The organism is Candidatus Electronema sp. JC, assembly GCF_048287365.2.
Lineage (GTDB): Bacteria > Desulfobacterota > Desulfobulbia > Desulfobulbales > Desulfobulbaceae > Electronema.
On record NZ_JBLWEM020000044.1, the window covers coordinates 1 to 16,467 of the forward strand.

Here is a 16,467-nt window from a genome sequence, read left to right on the forward strand (position 1 = left end):
CATGGAGATTCTGCGCGATTACGGCTATGTTGACGCGAGAGGAATGGGTGTGCGCACCAAGGTCATTCCTTTGATGCGGCAGCACAACGGCGCGGAGCCGGTCTTTGCGGCCAGCGAGGACTGCCTGAAAATTGTCCTGCCAAAGAGGAAGCAGTAAGGGCAATTCATGAATTGCCCTTACGCCTCTTTATCGGAGTCAGCATAGTGTCTCGTGCGGAGTCACTATGCTGACTCCCTGCGAGTCACTATGCTGACTCCTGTAGAGTCACTACGCTGACTCATAGGGAGTCACTATGGTGTCTCGATAAGAGTCACCATAGTGTCTCCGCTTTAGTGCCCCTGCCCTGCCGCCGCCTTCTTCCTCCTTCCCGTCTTTTTCTCCTGAGCCGCGAGCGGCAGCAGGCTGGCGGTGTATTTCTGGTGGAGATCAAAGAGGAAGGCCACCCGCTCGGCCTCGGATTTGAAGCCGCTTTTGCCGTAGGCAGCGTCCGCAGCCCGGTCAAGGGTCTGATGCGCCTTGAGCAGCACGGGCGGCATGGTCAGCGGATCGTAGAGATCAGCGAGCGAGGCGGCAGGAAACTGAGCGCGGGCATCAAGCACGGCCTGCGCCGCAGCTTCCACCGCCTGCCGCTGTTTGGCGGAGGGATTCTCAGGCCACGGGAAGTTGTTGTAAACGGACGGCGTGTAGCGGATGCGGCTTTCAAGGCGACCGCAGACGGTGTGAACCCACGCCATGTGCATGACGGAGTTCATCACGCCGAAGCAGTACAGCGTTGCCCCGACAACAATCTGCAAGGTGTTGCTGGCAATGATGTCGGGTTCCATGAAACCGATGGGAATATACCGTCTGTTCTCCGAAGAAACCTCTGAAAGAGCGAGATACGGGGAATCAGGCTGCCTGTCTTGCGTGAACAGGGTCGGCTTATTGGCGAATTCCCGGACGCTGGCTGTCGGGCTTTTCAGCCGGAACTCTTTGACCGCTTTGACTCGGTTCATAACGTGATCAAGCTGGCGCAGCCTGCCCGGATCGGCATCTTTCAGCCACAAACACCAGCGGCGGCGGCCTGAAATGAAATCTTCTCCGCCGACATACGGACGGAGATAGCAGCTTCCTTCTGGTTCAAGTCGCAGAAACTCCTCTTTCTCCTCCTGCGTCATGATCAGATTGCCTCCGTCGGTCGGCTGACTTCCCTTTTTCATCGGCGGAATGCCGGGAAACGGGCCTGATCTTGACGGCAGGACAACGTTGGCCGCATCAATCAAGTACGGATTGAGCTGACTGACTTTGCGCGCTTGAGGTTCGGAGCTGGGCGTTTCGTACTCAAAAAGCCACTTCTCCGGCTGATCGCGCAAAGAGAAGCCGATGATGACGCAATGCACCGCTGCCTTCCCCCGCGCCTCCGAGTTCCATTGAAACGTGCGGTGCGCAAAGTTGATCTTCACCTGAGCGGACATCAGCTCTGGCCACAAGATGCCGACCTGCTCGCCTTGCGAGATGGAATTTGTTGAAACAAACGCGGCGGCTGTCGAATCATTGTCCCGCATCATGCTGACAGCCTTTTTGTGCCAGCAGGCCACATAATCAAGGCGGCCAAAACGTCCTTCTTTCCCCCAAATGGCGTTCATGTCCGCCACCTGCTCCGCATTCCGCCACTGATGCCCCACAAACGGCGGATTGCCCATGATGAAACTGAAACTGAGCCGCTCCGCCGGAACCAGTTCGTTCCAGTCCATGCGCAAGGCGTTGGCACAGACGATGTTCGGGCTGGTCTTGAGCGGAATGCGGGCGAAGTAGAGACCGAACTCCTCGGAAACCTGCTGGTTCATCTGATGATCGGTCAGCCACAGCGCCACCTGCGCGATCTGCGCCGGAAACTCCTCCAGCTCAATGCCGAAGAACTGATCCACGTTCAGGCGGATGAGGCCACGCACATCTAAATTCTGCTGGCCGCTCTTGTGCAGCTCGCGCAGGATGTCCAGTTCGAGCAGACGCAGCTCACGGTAGGCGATCACCAAGAAGTTGCCGCAGCCGCAGGCCGGATCAAGGAAGGTCAGACCGCGCAGCTTCTTGTGCAGCTCCTCCAGTTTCCTGCGATTGCCCTTCACCTTGACGAAGTCCTCCCGCAGACTGTCGAGAAAGAGCGGCCTGATCAGCTTGAGGATGTTCTGCTCGCTGGTGTAGTGCGCACCGAGGTTGCGGCGGGCCTGCTTGTCCATGATCGACTGGAAGAGCGAGCCGAAAATGGCAGGCGAGATGCGCGACCAGTCCAAGCCGCAGCAGTCCAGCAGGCTCTGGCGCATGGCCGCATCAAAGGCAGCAATGGGCAGCGGCTCCTCAAAGAGCTTGCCGTTGATGAAGGGAAAGGCGGCAAGCTGCTCGTCGAGATGCCTCAGGCGACGGTCTTCTGGCGTGTTGAGTGCTTGGAAGAAGGCCGCCAGCTGCGGGCCAAGATCGCTGCCGTCCTCGTGCGTGCGCTGCTCGATGAAGTCCTGAAACTGCTGCGGCTGGAAGATGCCGGTGTCCTCGGCAAAGAGACAGAAGAGCAGCCGGACCAGATAGACCTCCAGCGCGTGGCCGCTGTAACCGGTCTCCTGCATCAGGTCGTGCAGACGGCCCATGCGCTCCGCCGCCTTGATGTTGACCGGATCCTGCTCGCGCACCGCGTGGCTCTGATAGCCCGCAATGAAGCCGAAGAGGCGCAGGTGCTTGTGCAAGTCCTTCAGCTCAAAGTCATGGCGGCTGTCCTCCTCCAGATCATAGAGGCGGAAGCGGGCGAAGTCGGAAACAAGGATGCAGCGCGGCAGCTCGCGTTCCTTCAGGCCGGGGAAATAGCCGAGGGCCTGCTGATGGGCGCGGTCAAGGTCTTTGCCCCGCGACTTGTGCTCGATCAGCAGCTTGCCCTTCCAGAGCAAGTCGATGCAGCCGTCGCGCCCGTCGAGCTTCTTCACCCGCTGCTCAAAGCTGGCTACTCTGCGGCGGTCTATGCCGAAGATCTGGAAGAACTCGTTCCAGAAGGTCTTCGCCTCGGCCTGCTCTGAAGCCTCGTCCGCCCACCTCCGTGAGAAGGCGACAGCGCGGGACTTGATTTCGTTCCAGCTCAGTGGGGGCATGGGGGGTTAGAAGCGGCAGCCAAAAAGACCGCCGTCTTCCTTTGCGTCTGTGAGAACAACCGGGAGAATATGCTGGCGAACATTAAAACCGTCCGTGGTTTCCTTAAAGGCATCGTCTTCATTCATAGTGACAATGTATTGGAAGCCCAATTCCTCTGCTGTCTCTGCTCCAGCTTTGAGGGCGCTGACAACTTGCCTGCCGTCCACGCCATCAAAGAGATGGCTGTCATGGACAAGGAAACCGGGGCCGATGCCGCGCTTGGCACAGAGCCGCATGAGCATCATGTCAAAGCAGAATATCTGCATGTTCTTGATGCCCTTGCTGCGGGCACCCTGCATTGGAAAATGAAACTTAGGGCCGTTGGAGCTTTCCTCCAAATTTATGCTGCCTGCGGATTCATAAAGACGCTTGGAAGTTGCCTCAAAGGCAAGAATAGCTTCATCAAGACGGTCTTTCTGTTCGTCAAAATCCCGGCGGAGACGAAGAACAAGACTGATTCGCTCTATGTCGAGTTCATTCTTTGTGCCTTCCAACTGCTCGGCAGCAGCAAAACGCTGCCGCAGAGCCTCTACCTCTGCCGTTTTGCGGGCAGTCTCCGTTTGGAGCATGGAGAACTGCTCCAGCGCACCATGACTTTTGAGAAGATTCATCACTACCGCTCGACGTTGATCAAGAGTCTGCTTTTCTTGTTCCCGCTTTGCAACACGTTGTCTGGCTGCTTCCAGTTCACCGCCAAGGTAATCGCGGCGGTTGCGGATAACGGATTCATGAAAAGCCCGCACCTCATCATAACGCCTGATGGCAAGTCCAGGCAGAGAAATGCCCGCCTCGGCGTAGATGCTTTCCAGCGCATCAAGAGGCGGCGGAGCTTCAGAACACATGGCTGCTTCTAAATCGCGGATGGCGGCATCATCCGCAACATTAGCATTTGCCAGTTTACTGATCTGATAGGTAAGCTGATCAGCCTCGGCCTCCAGCTCGGCATACTGCGGCAGAACGTGGAACTTGGCTAACTGCGCCTGCATGTCTTTGAGCTTGGCCTCGGCAACGGTCACTTGGGTGCGCAGCTCAGAGGCTTTACCGATAAGACTGCCGAAGGCACCGCTTCCTGCTGCTTTCTTCAGCTCTTTCAGTGTCTTTTCCCGGTCGCGGACTTTCTGCCATTCGCTGGCAATCTGCCAGTCAAGATCAAGCAGATACAGCAGAGTTGTCTGCACATCGCCTGTCTGCTGTTTGGTGGCTTGCTGTTCGGGCGTGGCGAAGGCTCCGCTGTTTTGACGGCGGACAAAGTACGGGAACAGCAGTCGGAAGGTTGGCGAACGGCCTTCGTTGCCAGAAAGATTATGCAGGCCGAACATCTTTTCACCGAGCAGAGTTGTCCACTCAGTATTGGAGCACTGCGTTTTTCCGTTGAGGAAACTCGCCCCTTCCTCCACATGCAGCTTCGACATAGTCTTGCTGGAACGTGTTGCTGTTATCGTCTCGCCGCCGAGATCAAAAGTCATTCCGAAGGATTCATTGCAGAGCGTTTCGGAACGGAAGATGGAATCCTTATCCGCTGTCGCACCGCAGAGGAAATGAATAATCTCAATCAGACTGGTCTTGCCTGCCCGGTTTCTGGTCTGCTTGTCTGTTGCTCCGGCTTCCTTCTGCGCAATGAGAATGTTCAAACCAGAATGAAACTCCAGTTCCTTGAACGTTGACAGGCTGCTGAAAATCCGGTGAATCATGGTGTTCTGCGCCTCAGTAGTCCACTGTGAAGTTCAATCGCCCCTATGAGAAACAGAAGATCAAGGGTGAGAACATAGGCATCATACCGCAAGGTAAGTTTCCTTTCGTGCTTTTCAGCAGAACGAGAGAGTTCTTCCCAGAGTGCGGAAGCTGTCTTAGGTTTGGACAGAAGAAGGAGCAGCCTTGCTCCGACGGTGAGTAGGGCGCGTTCTTGAGAGAGATGTTTAGAAGGTAGAATCATGGCCGCACCGCTTTGGGTTCTTCAAAAATATCGCATCGCTCAAAATAGTAGGCAAGCACGGTCAGCACCGCCATTTCATGCTCTGAAGTTCCGCGCTCCTTGCCGCCCGCCCATGCCTGAAGTTCTGAAAACATCTCATTAGGCGACATAGGCGGCATTGTTCCCCGCAGCCGTCCGTATTCATTGCGGAAGGCGACAGCCAGCCGTTCACCTAAGGTTTCATCATACCATGTTTCAAGAAATGCAGAAACTAAAGGGCTTTTCGACATGCCACTTTTGATTAAATCTCTCACGCTTTCAGACAGCGCATTGGCCTCAATCTTGCCTTGCGGAACTGGCTGAACAGTTGAACTGGGAGGAGCCGCCTTGCTGGCCAAGGTTTCAAAGACAACTTGGAGTTCTTTGAAACCGAGCTTGGCTTTTGTTTCTTCGGTGGGAGCGAAGCCAAACCAAGAAATGCAGTCTTCTTCAGACAGACTGCGGAAAATTTTCTGCAGTTCTTCAAGGTTCCAATGTTCAAAAACAATGCCCGGATGGATATTCTTGAGATTAAGAAGCAGTTCTATGACCTGTGGTGGCAATCCGTCATAAGCGTTGTGAACGAAAACCCACTTGTCAAAATGTTTACCCCAATGAATCTTCGCGCCCTCGAAATCCTCTGTGATCTTATCAATGGCATCTTTTGCCTTCATCTCGTTAGGCGCATAGACTTGAAACAGCCGCCGCTCTGACTTCAGAAAACCGTCGTTCTTGCGGTCGCCAATATTGCCCCAAGGGCGGCAGGCCATGAAATCAGCCTTATACGCCAAGCCCATCAGGCGTTCAAAGAAGGTTTGGAATTCATCCCCTTTTGCCCGCAGAAAGGCATTTTCAAACTTTTGCTCGTAATAGGCTTGTTGCAGGTTCATGACAATAGCTGTCGGAGCGGTTTGTCTGTTTATGATACAACAGAAAATTTGCGCAAACAAGAGTTTCGCCCGCGTCTCAAGGCTGGCCACCCGTCTCCGGTCTCTGCCGGAGATCTGAAAGAACTCGTTCCAGAAGGTTTTCGATGTCGCCTGCTTATTGCCTGTTTTCTGAGAAAAGCCAAGAGTGTTCCCGCCACGTTCAGCCGTAAACCGAAGCTGCCGGCTTACGCCGGCAGCGAATGCGCTTGTCAGCCTCTGCGGCTTTAGATATACCCCTCCTGCCGGTACCACGCGCCGGTGCGCTTCAGGCCCTCGTCAAGGTCAATTTTCGGCTGATAGCCCAGCTCGCGCTTGGCCTTGCCGATGTTGAAGGCCCGGTTCTGGCGGAACCAGTCCACGCGGCGGGGGAAGATCGGCGGCGTGATTTTGAAGGGCTTGCAAACCTTCTCGCAGATATGCCCGGCGATGATCAGCGGCAGAATCGGATAATTGGGGATCTTCACCTCCACGCCGAGGGCCTTGGCGGTCTTGCGCACCAAGGTCTCGATGGTCACGTAGTCCTCGTCAGCGATGAGATAGGCTTGGCCGCGCCCTTTGCCCGGCTCCATCGCCAGCATGAACGCGTCAATCAGATTGTCGATATAGAGCGGGTGGTAGAAGGTCTGGCCGCCGCCGAACATCGGGAACGTGCCCTTGCTCACCCGCCGGAAGATCATCTGGAAACGCTCCGGGTCGCCGGGGCCGTAGATCGCCGCAGGCCGGAGAATGAGCGCGTCCATGCCCTTGGCGCAGTATTCGAGGACAAACGGCTCTGCGTCATATTTGGTCTGCTGATAATAGTCGCCGGGCTGAATGGGCGCGTTCTCGTCCGCAGGCGGGTTGTCCACATTGCCGTGCACGCCGCAGGTGGAGCAGTAGACAAACTTCTTCACCTTATGGGCGAAGGCAGACTCCAGCACGTTCCGCGTGCCGCCGACGTTCACTTCGTCGTAATAGCTGTTCGGCACATCTAATTCGCGGAAGGCGGCGGCCAAATGCTGCACCACGTCCACGCCCTCCATGCAGCGGTCAACCACTGCCCGGTCAGTGACGCTGCCGATGATCACCTTCGCCCCCCAGGAGCGGATCTCATCTGTTTTCAGTCCTTCCTGATAATCGAGACTGACCACTTCGTGGCCTTCGTCCACCAGCCGTTTCACCAAGGCTTTGCCGGTGAAGCCGGTCCCGCCTGTGACAAGCACTTTCATCTTTTCAATCCTGTTGAAATTTGTTGTTGAGCAGGCATCTTGGCATAAACGCCTGTCAAGATAATGCGACTGCAATATTTCAGCAGTCGGCAGGACGGTTGAGCGTGAGGATATTTTTTTAAATAGTTATGCCTTCAGCTTTCTGCTTCCTTTTGCGTGTTGTCGCGATTTCATTTCAGTTTTTTCAATTTCTTGGCAACCAGAATCTGCAGAAATAAAAACAGCGGCTGCAAGGAAGAACCGATTTTTTGAAAAAATTCAAAATGATCAATTCTGCCGCCGCCGCAGAGAAGAGTCGCCGAGAAAAATCAAATGGAAAAAGACAAGTGCGGATAATTCAGCATAGGAATTAACACCCATGCGGCTTTCCGTCAAGAAAAAAGCTGGACGGCAATGCGTCTTTTCTCACCCCGCTCCGCCGCTGCCTTCCCGCAGGCGCGGATCAAGCACCTTCTCCATGCTGATGACCACGAGGGTGATGGTCAGCAGGAGGAGGGTGAGGGCGGCCACCGGCGGCAGGAGCCAGTTCCACCAGATGTTCATATAGTAGTACTTCATCGCGTACTGAATCATCATGCCCAGCGATTTGCGGCCCGGATCAATCAGGCCCATAAAGGCCAGCGAGGCTTCCATGAAGATCGCCATCCGGCATTTGGCGGAAAAGCCGATCAAGTAGAGCGGGAACAGCTCCGGCAAAAGGTGGCGGCTGATGATATGCCAGCTGCCGCCGCCGAACTGGGCTGCGGCCCGGACATGCAGGCTCTGCCGGACTATCAGCGTTTGCGCCCGGATGGATTTGCTTGTGCCGGGCCAGGTCATCAGGGCGAGAATCAGGGCCAGCGTCAGCGGGTGCGGCCGGAAGACGGCGGCGACCAAGATCAGCACCATGACCGAGGGCACGGCCATCAGCACGTCGCCGAGGCGCATCAGAGCGAGGTCAAGAATGCCGCCGAACCAGCCGGAGACAAGGCCGATCAGCACGCCAATGGCCAGCCCGACCGCCGCGCAGACCAGCCCGAAAATCACGGTGTTGCGGACAGCGTGCAGCAGCTCGGAGAAAATGTCTTGGCCGCAGTCGTTCACGCCTAAGAGATGCGCGGCGGAAGGCCGGGCAAAGGGCGTGTAGTCCATGGCAAAGGGACTGTGCGGCGACAGCGGCGGGCCGAGCAGGGCGGCGGCGGCGAAGAGCAGGAACAGGCTGCCGCCGACCATGAACCACGGGTCTCGGCGCAGATGTTTCAGGACTTTGTCGTGCATTTTTTATCGGATGAATTGCGTCACAAGGTGGTTGCGCGGAGCCAGACAAGGCGGTTGAGCGGAGCCGAAACCGCCGCCGCCTTCGGCTTCGCTCAGGCGACTGCTTCCGCTCAGGCAGCTTTGATGACAGTGTCTCAGCGTCCGCCTTTCACTCTCGGATCAAGCCAGGCATAGACGAATTCCAGGCAGATCATCGCCGCGAGCACCAAAAGCGAGGAAAAGAGTACCACGCTTTGGATCAGCGGCAGGTCGCGCAGGCGGATGGCGTTGAAAAGCAGCGTGCCCACGCCGGGATAAGAGTGGATGCGCTCGACCACCAGCGCGCCGGTGACCATGAAGGCCAGCCGCATCCCAAAGCGGGTGACCAAGGGCAGCAGGCAGCAGCGGGCGGCGTGGACGTAGCGGATGCGGGCCGCTGACAGCCCCTTGGCCTGGGCGGTGCGGATGTGCGGCTGCCGGATGATCATCACCATGCTGGTGCGGGTGAGGAGGAAATTGCCGGGAAAATAGGCTATGAGCAGCGAGAGCAGCGGCAGGAAGGAATGATGGGCCACGTCCAGCAGCCAACGGTGCAGAGGCAGATCGGCGTAGGCGGTCTCTGCACCGGAGGAGGGAAACCAGCCCAGCTGGAGCGAGAAGACCGCCAGCAGCAGCACGCCGGTGCAGATTTCCGGGATGCCGTCGAGCATGGTGCTGAAGGCGACCAAGCCTTTCTCCAGCCTGCTGTTGCGGCGCGAGGCGGCCTCGACCCCGGCGATGAAGCCTGCGCTGGCGGCGATGACATTGGCAGTGACCAAGAGGAACAGCGTCCACGGCAGGGCGTTGAAGAACAGCTCCGAGACCGGGGCCATGAAGGCGTGGGAATAGCCCCAGTCCAAGCGGGCCAAACGGAGCAGGTACTGGCCGAAGCCCGCATTGCGGCTGTAGTAGGTTTGCAGCTCCGCCAGCTGCTCCGCGCTGAGAACGACATCCTCCGAGCTGGCGTGCATCGCGGTGACGAAGTCGCCGGGCAGCAGCGCGGGCAGGGCGTAGCTGAGATAGATCATCAGCAGGGCCGAGATGCCGCCGGTGAGCAGCAGGTCAGCCCGTGTTCTCCCTTGGCGGACAGCGCGGCGCAGCATCAGCGGATGAGGAAGAGCTTGTTCTGCGCGGTCGGCACGCCGTTGCCCACGCCGCCCGGCGTGTACTGCCACTGCACGCCCTTGGCCGGGTTATAGGCGGACATGGAGCGCGGATAGTACAGCGGCAGGGCGGGCAGCTCGTCAGCAGCTATCCGCTGAATCTCCCAGACCAGCTGCCGCCGCTTCTCCTTGTCCATCTCCCTGACTTGGGCGGCGAAAAGTTTTTTCAGCTCCGGGCTGACTTGTGCGCGGGCGGAGTTGATTGAGCCGGTGGACTGCTCATCACTGAGCAGGCGGTTGAGCAGGATCGGATCGCCGAGCAGGCCGCCGTGGCCGGAAATGGCCAGATCAAAGTCCCAGTTTATGATCCTGCTGTCCGCCGTGGTCTTCTCCTGATTCTGCAAGTCCACCTTGATCCCCGCCTTCTCCAACTGCTGGCGGATGATCTCGCCGTCGCGGTCAGGCCCGGCCATGGACGAGTTGAGCAGGCTGACAGTCAGCTTTTTGCCGTCCTTGCTGAAGAAGCCGTCCGCATCTTTTTTATAGCCGAGCTGGCCGAGCAGCTGTCCGGCCTTTTCCGGGCTGTATTCGTAATCCGGGGTGTTCGGGTTGTAGAACTCATGATCCGGCGAGAGCAGGCCGCAGGAGCCGGGCGTGCCGAAGCCCTGATGGCCCTTGTCAATCAGCTCCTGCCGGTTGACAGCGTGAGCTAAGGCGTGGCGGAACTCCTTGCTGCTGAACGGCGCCTTGCGGTGGTTGATCATCAGCTTCTTGTTCCAGCCGCGCTTGTCCTCAATGATGATCATGCCCTTCTGCCGCAGCGTCTCAGCCATGTTCGGCTCGATGCCGACCAGATCGGCCTTGTCCGTCATCAGAGCAAAGAGCGGATCTTCGGCCCGGACGTAGATCAGGCGGTCCACCTTGGGGCGGCCCTGATAATAGCCGGGAAAGGCCTCGAAAAGATAGCTGCCTTTGACCTTGTCAAAGTTGACGAACTTGTACGGCCCGGTGCCGGTGAAACTGTCCGGGGCCTCGTAGTTCTTCGGATCCTCGACCTTGCTCCAGACATGCTCCGGCAGAATGGGCATGGTCTCCATGAAGGAGAGGAAGGGCGCGTATGGCTCCTTCAGCTTGAAGGTCACCTGCTGCGGCCCGCTGACCGCGCAGGACTCGATTTTGTCCAAGCGAATCCAGCTGTAGGGATGCTTCTGCATGTAGCTGACAGTGAAGACAACATCCTCCGGGCGGAAGGGTTTGCCGTCATGCCATTGCACGCCCTCGCGCAGGGTGAAGACCCAGCTTGCGCTCTCCGGCTTGTATTCCCACGCTGTGGCCAAGGCCGGAACCAAGCCGCTCGCGTCCCGCCAGATCAGGCTGTCAAAAACCATGCTCATGCGGACATAGCCCGGCCCGCGCGGATAATGCCGGTAGGGTGTGGGATAGCCCCAGTCGCCGCCGCCGCTGTCCGCAATGCGGATTTCCTTGACCTGCGCCGCCGTGGCAGGAGTGATCCAGAGAAGACATGCCGCCAGCAGGGCCGCCGCCCGCAGTGTTCGCTTCATTGTCTGCCGCCTTGTGATGTTTTTAACTCATGCGCCCTGCTCTTTTTTCCAGCAGAGCCTGTTTCGTTCCTATGACTGCCCAGTTTTCAGCACTGGCCGTCCATTTTTAAAAACTGAAGGCCCATAGTTTTGCACTGAGCGTCCAGTGAAAGAAAATGGCCGCCCAGTTTCTTTCTATGACGACCCATTTTTAAAAAATGGATGCTCATAGTTTTTCTCTGGGCGGCCATAGGAAAAAACTGACAGCGCAGTTTCTTTCTATGATCATCCATTTTCTTACACTGAGACCTCAGTTTTAAAAAATGGCCGCCTCTTTTTTTATTCGGCGGCCATGAATCAAAAAAATGCTGCGCTCACCAGCCGCGCGAGTAATCCGGCGCGCAGTCCATGCAGAACTGCTTGCCCTCGTGCAGGCGGACGTTGCGCTCGGAGCAAGTCTCGCCGCACTGCTCGCAGGTCACGCTTTTGAAAAGGCGGGCGCGGGCGGGCAGATCATAGGACGGCTCGCTGAAGGCGAACAGCTCCTCGTCCGGCAGACTGAGCAGCTCCTTCTTGAAGGCTTCGCGGTCCATTGTGTCGCGGTCGAACTTCTTCTTCATCACCACGCGCAGTTTTTTGTTCTGCGAGCGGACGAAAAAGCTGAACGCCTGCTTGCCCCGGTCGCGGTAGATCAGGTTGCCTTTGCCCAAGGTGCAGCCGGTGAGATACTGCACCGCGTCCAAGCCGCACGCGTCGTTTTCGGTCACGCAGACCACGTCTTCGTCCGGCGAAAACTTCACGCCCAATTTGCTCTGCGCCGCTTTGGCGGCCCGGTAGCCCATCGCCAGGCCGGGACATTCATGCCCGTGAAAGGCTATGCACTGCTCCCAGTCGCTGTTTTGTGCTGCTGACATCTTGTTCTCCTTGATGAAAAAAAAGCAAGGGCAGACTGCTTGCGCCTCTGCCCGGACAATGTTCAGAGCAAAATGTTCCTGACCGAAATGAACATGGTGTAGGCGCCGACAATGATGATCAACGCCGCGCTGGCGATGCCCATTTTCCGGGCGAAGTCCATGTTCTCGCTGATCTTGCCGGTCAGGTGGCGGCTCTGCGAGAGCAGCACGCCGATGCTGATCATCACCAAGCCCAGCCCAAGGCTGAAGAAGAGGGTGACGGTCAGCCCTTGAGCGATTTTGCCCGCGCCGATGGCGATCAGCAATGTGGCGATGGCCGCCGGGCAGGGAATGATGCCGCCGGACATGCCGAGCAGGAGCAGCTCCAGCTTGCTGGTCGGCTTGGCCGCCGCAGCGGCGGGCTGATGATGGCTGTGCGGCTCGTCATGCGGGTGCGGATGCTCGTGATAGCCCTCATGCGCATGAGGATGGACATGGGGATGCAGGTGCTCGTGGCTGTGATCCGCAGGATGCGGCTGCTGGTGGCTGTGGCCGTGGTCATGGCCATGATCATGCGCATGAGGATGGGCGTGCGGGTGATGATGCTCGTGGCTGTGGCTGTCGTGCGGATGATGATGGTGGCCGCCGAAAAGATGGAAATGGCCGTGGCCTGCGCCGGAGAGCCGCTGCCGCAGCATCCAGATGCCGACGATCAGAATCATGGCGGCGGAGGCCAGGCCGAGCCAGTTGTGCAGGGTCTGATCAGAATACTTCTTGGAGAGCATCGCCGCCACGAGGCCGAGCAGGATGACGCTGAAGGTGTGCGTGACCGTGACGATGGCACCGAGCAGCACGCCGTCCCAGGCGCGGCCTCTGGTGCCGACCATGTAGGCCGCGATCAGGGTTTTGCCGTGGCCGGGTTCAAAAGCGTGCAGCGCGCCAAGGAAGATGGCGGTGGAATACAAGGCGAAAAGGCTGGTCATGAAGGTGCTCCGTTCTTCGTTCAGATGAATGAGGACTGCTCTTCATGACTTTAAAACATATTCACGCCCGCCCGCGCAATGGGTTTTCCGCCTCATTTTTCTAGGGTGAATGACCTATGAGCCGGGCAAAAGACAGCGGCTGTCCTTGGCGGAAGAGGAGAAGAGGCACCAAGGACAGCCGCTGGCCGAGGAGAGAGGTGAGGCGGCTTAGGGTGTGGGGGCTGGCCGCTTTGGTAATACATTTTTTAAGTTCATAATAAGCAGGCCCGGTTTCGTCTGTCAAGGGAAAAAGCCGGTCTGTTTTTTGTCTTGACAAAAAAGGCGCGTTTCAACTACATAGCACAGGCGGAAACAAGAAGCAGATGCGCGGGCAGCGCAGGAAAACGCTCCGTCCTTGCCGGACGGAAGGAGCAGGCATGGCCATCACCCTCAGGCAGTTTGAAATTTTCATCGCGGTGGCGGAGACCACCCAAGTGACCAAGGCCAGCAAAAAGCTGTTCCTGACGCAGTCAGCGGTCAGCATGGCCTTGGCCGAACTGGAAAACCAGCTTGGCGGTCCTCTGTTCGACCGGCATGGCCGCAGCCTCCTCCTCAACGACCGGGGCCGCTACCTGCTGCCCTTGGCGAAAAAGGTCGTTTTTCAGATCAAAAACATCGAGGCCCTGCTGACGGAGCAGAAAAATTCAGTGGCCGGCTTGCTGGAAATTGTCGCCAGCTCGTCCATCGGCAATTACGTTCTGCCCTATCCGATCGGCCTGTTCATGCGGATGCACCCGGACGCACGGATCAACATGCTGGTGGCCAACACCCGCCAGGCCGAGCGGCTGGTGGCGCAGGGGACAATGGATCTGGGTTTTGTCGAGGGCGCGGTGACGGACGAGTCTGTGCGGCGGACTCCGTGGTTTGTTGACGAGATGCGGGTGATTGTCAGCCCCTCGCATCCCTTGGCGGCGCAGGATGTCTTCCGCGTTCCTGAAGACTTGGAGAAAACGGTCTGGGTGCTGCGCGAGGAAGGCTCCGGCACCGTGGAGATTTTCAAGAACCGGCTGGGCAATCACGCCGCCTTGCTCAACGTCGTCACCCGCATGGGCCACACTGAGGCGATCAAAAAGGCGGTCGAGGCGGGCGTGGGCGCGTCCTGCCTGTCCGAGCTGACCATCTGCCGCGAGACCGAGCACGGCTGGCTGAAGAGCTTGGCCATCGAGGGCATCAGCACCCGGCGGCAGCTTTCGATCATCCAGCACCGCGACAAGCAGAGCACCCGCCTGATGGACGAGTTCCTCAGCTTCTGCGGGATGATGACCGAATGGGGCCTGAGCCGGGAATATCTCTCCTCGCCCCGCCGTTTAGACGAGCTGCTCCGGCAGGCCGCAGGCGGCGCGGCAGGCGGCTGCCGCCCCTGAGGCTCAGAGCTTGCTATGAACTTTTCAGCCCGCTGCTGACGAAATCATGCGGCATCAGGATGGAACAAGTTAAAAATACACGCTTTTGATCTCCGCGCCGCCGCCGTCCTGCTGGCCGCTCAGTATCCGCTTGGCGACCTTCCACGCCTCCTTGTGCATGTCGTTGATGCCGATGCCCTGCCAGCCAAAGCCGCAAATGTGCAGGCTGTCGAGCATTTCATGCAATTGATTCCGCCAAGCGAGCAGAGCCGGATAGCCTTCCTCCATCTGCGGGATGCCCCATTTGGGCCGCAATACCCGGCTGAAGACCGGCGGCTCCGGCAGCTCCATCAGCTGCTTGATGTCCTCATAAGCCCGCGCCACGATTTCCTCATCCGGCAGCTCCAGCCGCTCTGGGTGTCTGCGCCCGCCGACCAGCGTTTCCACTAAGAGATGGCCTTCTGGGGCGCGGCCAGGGAACATGTGCGAAGAAAAGAGGGTGCCAAGGGCGAAACGCTGTTCCTGCTCCGGGGCAAGATAGCCAAAGCCGAACGGCACCTTGGCCTTGTCAGCGGCAAAGCCCATTGCTACCGTGGCAAGTTTGGCCTCCGGGATGGACTGCATCGGCGGTTCCGGCAAACCTGCGCCGACCAGCAATTCAAGGCAGCGGTTGACCGGCAGGGCGATGATTAAATGCCGGGCGTGCAATTCAAGCTGGCCGGTGCGGACGAGCCAGCCGTTGCCGGTCTGTTCAACACTGCGGGCAGCGGTGCGATACATGATTTCCTGATTGGGAATCAGCTTGGCGGCCATCGCCTGCGGCAGGCGGGCCATGCCGGTGCGGAAGCTGGTCATCGCGGGCAGCCCTTTCCGCTTCTTGTCCTTCTTTTCCTTTCTCGCCGCGAGCATTTTGGCGATACCGCCGCGCAGCACTGAGCCATGCTCCAGCTCCAATTTGCGCAGACCGGGCATCACGCCTTCTATTTTCAGCCGCTCAATATCGCCCGCATAGGTGCCGGTGAAGACGGCATCGGCAAAAGGCAGCATCGCCTTGCCGAAACGGTGTTCAATCCACTGGGCAACCGTCGGCTCGTCCGGCAAAGGCTTTTTCCATAAATCAGCCATGACGCGGAATTTGGCAGGCCACGACATCAGCGGCGCCTTGATGATCTTGCCAGGGCTTTGCGGGATCAGATTGAGCTTGCCGTCTAAACAAATATAGCGGACAAACTCCGACAGCGGGGCCTTTTCCACTTCGTTGGCCAAGCCAGCCTCATGAATCAGCACCCGGCTTTCGAGGCAGTTGTCCAAAAAGCCATGCGGCCCGCCCTCAGCCAAATAGCCTTCCTCCAAATGCGAGCGCACAGCCCCGCCGGGCTGCTCCTCCTTCTCAATCACCAAAAGTGAAATATCCGGCTGCTTGTGCTTGAGGAAGGTGGCGGCGGCAAGGCCGGACAAACCGGCTCCGATGATCAAGACATCTGAGGAAGATTTCATGGCTGAGGGGCTGGCTGAGAGGTTGCGGAACTGCGACTGACGGCATTCGATGATGTCAATCTAAACAAACACGGTGGCACCTGAAAGTCAACAGCAAATCAGCGGCCAGCCAAGTCGGCGCGGAAAAAGCCTTCCCGACTGCTGCCGCCGCTTGCGGGACGGGCTGCTAAGGCTGAGTTTTGCCTGGCGCGATGTTCTTTTTTCTGTCCTGCCGCTTGTTGCAGTAGTATTCAATGGCATGACTGAGAAAAGCGCCCCGTTTCTTGGGCAGCCGGATTGGTATCTTGAATTTCACCTTGCTCAACTGCGGTGCCGGAGGAGCTGGAGGCATGACCACAATCAATCTGTTGTCCTCAGGCATCACAGCTATCTCAAATTCAATGTCGGCTTCGCCGGTTTTCCCATCTTTATTCGGAATGATCTCGCCGTAGAGGATATGCTTCTGCGCATCCTTTGTTCCGCTGAATATATCTCGCAAGGCTATTTCAACAAACTCTCTGAGTTCCATTGGCGTTCCTGCTTGATTTTTTCGTGAATCTTATGCTATGCTGCAC

Annotated in this window: 13 protein-coding genes and 1 pseudogene; 2 read left to right on the forward strand and 12 right to left on the reverse strand. The window is 57.9% G+C overall.

The features are described 5' to 3' along the window. Positions 1 to 157: pseudogene (locus tag ACNKH3_RS07170) on the forward strand (transcriptional regulator); the annotation flags it as partial. A gap of 173 nt (positions 158 to 330) precedes the next feature. On the opposite strand, the gene ACNKH3_RS07175 reads toward ACNKH3_RS07170, so the two are convergent. From ACNKH3_RS07175 to ACNKH3_RS07220, 10 genes are all read right to left on the reverse strand, one after another. After that, complete coding sequence (locus ACNKH3_RS07175) at positions 331 to 3,111, reverse strand: DNA methyltransferase (RefSeq protein ID WP_420208744.1); 2,781 nt, start codon at positions 3,109 to 3,111, stop codon at positions 331 to 333. 6 nt (positions 3,112 to 3,117) lie between these two features. Beyond that, on the reverse strand, positions 3,118 to 4,842 hold the full coding sequence (locus tag ACNKH3_RS07180; protein ID WP_420208745.1) for an ABC-three component system protein: 1,725 nt from the start codon (positions 4,840 to 4,842) through the stop codon (positions 3,118 to 3,120). Further along, the gene (locus ACNKH3_RS07185; protein WP_420208746.1) at positions 4,839 to 5,084 is read right to left on the reverse strand and encodes an ABC-three component system middle component 6; all 246 of its coding nucleotides are present in this window, start codon (positions 5,082 to 5,084) and stop codon (positions 4,839 to 4,841) included. Before ACNKH3_RS07185 ends, ACNKH3_RS07180 begins: the two co-directional genes overlap by 4 nt. After that, a complete protein-coding gene (locus ACNKH3_RS07190; RefSeq protein WP_420208747.1) occupies positions 5,081 to 5,992 on the reverse strand; it encodes an ABC-three component system protein in 912 nt (303 codons plus the stop codon). The genes ACNKH3_RS07185 and ACNKH3_RS07190 overlap by 4 nt, the downstream gene beginning before the upstream one ends. A 263-nt stretch (positions 5,993 to 6,255) precedes the next feature. Then, positions 6,256 to 7,239 (reverse strand): NAD-dependent epimerase/dehydratase family protein, encoded by a 984-nt coding sequence (locus ACNKH3_RS07195; RefSeq protein WP_420208748.1) that lies wholly within the window; start codon positions 7,237 to 7,239, stop codon positions 6,256 to 6,258. Between the two features lie 405 nt (positions 7,240 to 7,644). Beyond that, positions 7,645 to 8,496 carry an ABC transporter permease gene (locus tag ACNKH3_RS07200; RefSeq protein ID WP_420208749.1) on the reverse strand — a complete coding sequence of 284 codons (852 nt, stop codon included), beginning with the start codon at positions 8,494 to 8,496 and terminating at the stop codon, positions 7,645 to 7,647. A gap of 134 nt (positions 8,497 to 8,630) precedes the next feature. After that, positions 8,631 to 9,617 carry an ABC transporter permease gene (locus tag ACNKH3_RS07205; RefSeq protein ID WP_420208750.1) on the reverse strand — a complete coding sequence of 329 codons (987 nt, stop codon included), beginning with the start codon at positions 9,615 to 9,617 and terminating at the stop codon, positions 8,631 to 8,633. Continuing rightward, the gene (locus ACNKH3_RS07210) at positions 9,617 to 11,179 is read right to left on the reverse strand and encodes an ABC transporter substrate-binding protein (RefSeq protein ID WP_420208751.1); all 1,563 of its coding nucleotides are present in this window, start codon (positions 11,177 to 11,179) and stop codon (positions 9,617 to 9,619) included. Before ACNKH3_RS07210 ends, ACNKH3_RS07205 begins: the two co-directional genes overlap by 1 nt. A 353-nt stretch (positions 11,180 to 11,532) precedes the next feature. Next, positions 11,533 to 12,072 (reverse strand): FmdE family protein, encoded by a 540-nt coding sequence (locus ACNKH3_RS07215; protein ID WP_420208752.1) that lies wholly within the window; start codon positions 12,070 to 12,072, stop codon positions 11,533 to 11,535. A gap of 62 nt (positions 12,073 to 12,134) precedes the next feature. After that, on the reverse strand, positions 12,135 to 13,034 hold the full coding sequence (locus ACNKH3_RS07220; RefSeq protein WP_420208753.1) for a sulfite exporter TauE/SafE family protein: 900 nt from the start codon (positions 13,032 to 13,034) through the stop codon (positions 12,135 to 12,137). 416 nt (positions 13,035 to 13,450) lie between these two features. Here ACNKH3_RS07220 and ACNKH3_RS07225 point away from each other — a divergent pair, with 416 nt between their 5' ends. Then, complete coding sequence (locus ACNKH3_RS07225) at positions 13,451 to 14,437, forward strand: LysR substrate-binding domain-containing protein (protein WP_420208754.1); 987 nt, start codon at positions 13,451 to 13,453, stop codon at positions 14,435 to 14,437. 69 nt (positions 14,438 to 14,506) lie between these two features. Here ACNKH3_RS07225 and hemG read toward each other — a convergent pair whose 3' ends face one another. Together hemG and ACNKH3_RS07235 are read right to left on the reverse strand one after the other, a co-directional pair. After that, entirely contained in the window at positions 14,507 to 15,913 is a 1,407-nt protein-coding gene (gene hemG / locus ACNKH3_RS07230) for a protoporphyrinogen oxidase (RefSeq protein WP_420208755.1), read from the reverse strand. A 166-nt stretch (positions 15,914 to 16,079) separates the two neighbouring features. Further along, positions 16,080 to 16,421 (reverse strand): hypothetical protein, encoded by a 342-nt coding sequence (locus ACNKH3_RS07235; protein WP_417915727.1) that lies wholly within the window; start codon positions 16,419 to 16,421, stop codon positions 16,080 to 16,082. Positions 16,422 to 16,467: the final 46 nt, after the last annotated feature.

What these genes read in the sequence shown, in the direction of transcription:
- ACNKH3_RS07175 (WP_420208744.1), bottom strand. Translation starts at nt 3,111, where the DNA reads ATGCCCCCACTGAGCTGGAACGAAATCAAGTCCCGCGCTGTCGCCTTC.
- ACNKH3_RS07180 (WP_420208745.1), bottom strand. Translation starts at nt 4,842, where the DNA reads ATGATTCACCGGATTTTCAGCAGCCTGTCAACGTTCAAGGAACTGGAG.
- ACNKH3_RS07185 (WP_420208746.1), bottom strand. Translation starts at nt 5,084, where the DNA reads ATGATTCTACCTTCTAAACATCTCTCTCAAGAACGCGCCCTACTCACC.
- ACNKH3_RS07190 (WP_420208747.1), bottom strand. Translation starts at nt 5,992, where the DNA reads ATGAACCTGCAACAAGCCTATTACGAGCAAAAGTTTGAAAATGCCTTT.
- ACNKH3_RS07195 (WP_420208748.1), bottom strand. Translation starts at nt 7,239, where the DNA reads ATGAAAGTGCTTGTCACAGGCGGGACCGGCTTCACCGGCAAAGCCTTG.
- ACNKH3_RS07200 (WP_420208749.1), bottom strand. Translation starts at nt 8,496, where the DNA reads ATGCACGACAAAGTCCTGAAACATCTGCGCCGAGACCCGTGGTTCATG.
- ACNKH3_RS07205 (WP_420208750.1), bottom strand. Translation starts at nt 9,617, where the DNA reads ATGCTGCGCCGCGCTGTCCGCCAAGGGAGAACACGGGCTGACCTGCTG.
- ACNKH3_RS07210 (WP_420208751.1), bottom strand. Translation starts at nt 11,179, where the DNA reads ATGAAGCGAACACTGCGGGCGGCGGCCCTGCTGGCGGCATGTCTTCTC.
- ACNKH3_RS07215 (WP_420208752.1), bottom strand. Translation starts at nt 12,072, where the DNA reads ATGTCAGCAGCACAAAACAGCGACTGGGAGCAGTGCATAGCCTTTCAC.
- ACNKH3_RS07220 (WP_420208753.1), bottom strand. Translation starts at nt 13,034, where the DNA reads ATGACCAGCCTTTTCGCCTTGTATTCCACCGCCATCTTCCTTGGCGCG.
- ACNKH3_RS07225 (WP_420208754.1), top strand. Translation starts at nt 13,451, where the DNA reads ATGGCCATCACCCTCAGGCAGTTTGAAATTTTCATCGCGGTGGCGGAG.
- hemG (WP_420208755.1), bottom strand. Translation starts at nt 15,913, where the DNA reads ATGAAATCTTCCTCAGATGTCTTGATCATCGGAGCCGGTTTGTCCGGC.
- ACNKH3_RS07235 (WP_417915727.1), bottom strand. Translation starts at nt 16,421, where the DNA reads ATGGAACTCAGAGAGTTTGTTGAAATAGCCTTGCGAGATATATTCAGC.